Source organism: Pelotomaculum sp. FP (genome assembly GCF_004369245.1).
Classification (GTDB): domain Bacteria; phylum Bacillota; class Desulfotomaculia; order Desulfotomaculales; family Pelotomaculaceae; genus Pelotomaculum_C; species Pelotomaculum_C schinkii.
Map to the genome: position 1 here is coordinate 1 of NZ_QFGB01000162.1, position 711 is coordinate 711.

1 protein-coding gene is annotated in these 711 nt (G+C 44.6%); it reads left to right on the forward strand.

What is annotated here, in order from left to right:
* Positions 1-711 (forward strand): transposase (locus Psfp_RS21185; protein ID WP_192895580.1); only part of this gene is annotated, 711 nt, incomplete at both ends.

A 711-nucleotide genomic window follows, 5' to 3' on the forward strand; every position in this document is an offset into this window, starting at 1 on the left:
CCTACGACCCGGATGTGACCTACCGCAAGAAAGCTTCTAAAGGGCATGTTGGACTAGTCCTAAATATTGCCGAAACTTGTGCTGATGAAAATCCTGTCCAAATAATCACCGATTATGCGGTCGAGAAAAACAGGGTTAGCGATGCTGAGATGTTAGAAAAGCGCATCCCTGAAATACAAAACAAAATGGATGTCACCGACTTTTACGTCGATGGAGGTTACTTCAGCGGAGGAGTAGAAAAACAGGCGCAAGATACCGGAATTACGGTACATTATACAGACATGACCGGGAAAAAACCGGATCCTGAAAAGCTCCCGCTAACTGCATTTACCATTAAAGACCATAAGACAGTGGATTCCTGTCCAGAAGGTCATGCTCCATATAGCTGTCAGTTCAATGGAAAAAGTAATGTGATCCTCGCTCATTTCGACAGGAATATTTGTTCAAACTGTCCCAGGCAAGGCGCCTGCCCGGTAAAATTCCGAAAAAATAATACCGTATTAAGAGTTGAACAGAGTGCTATATTTCTGGCCGAAGCCCGCGAACGGAAAGAAGACAAAAGAGCCAGGAAAGAAGCTACCAGCAAACGTACCGCCATTGAAGGAACCAACTCCTCGCTAAAGTGTTCACAGGGAGCAGGAAAACTCAAGGTACGGGGTAAAGTCAAAGCAACATTGGTTACTGGTATGAAAATCATTGGACACAACTTCA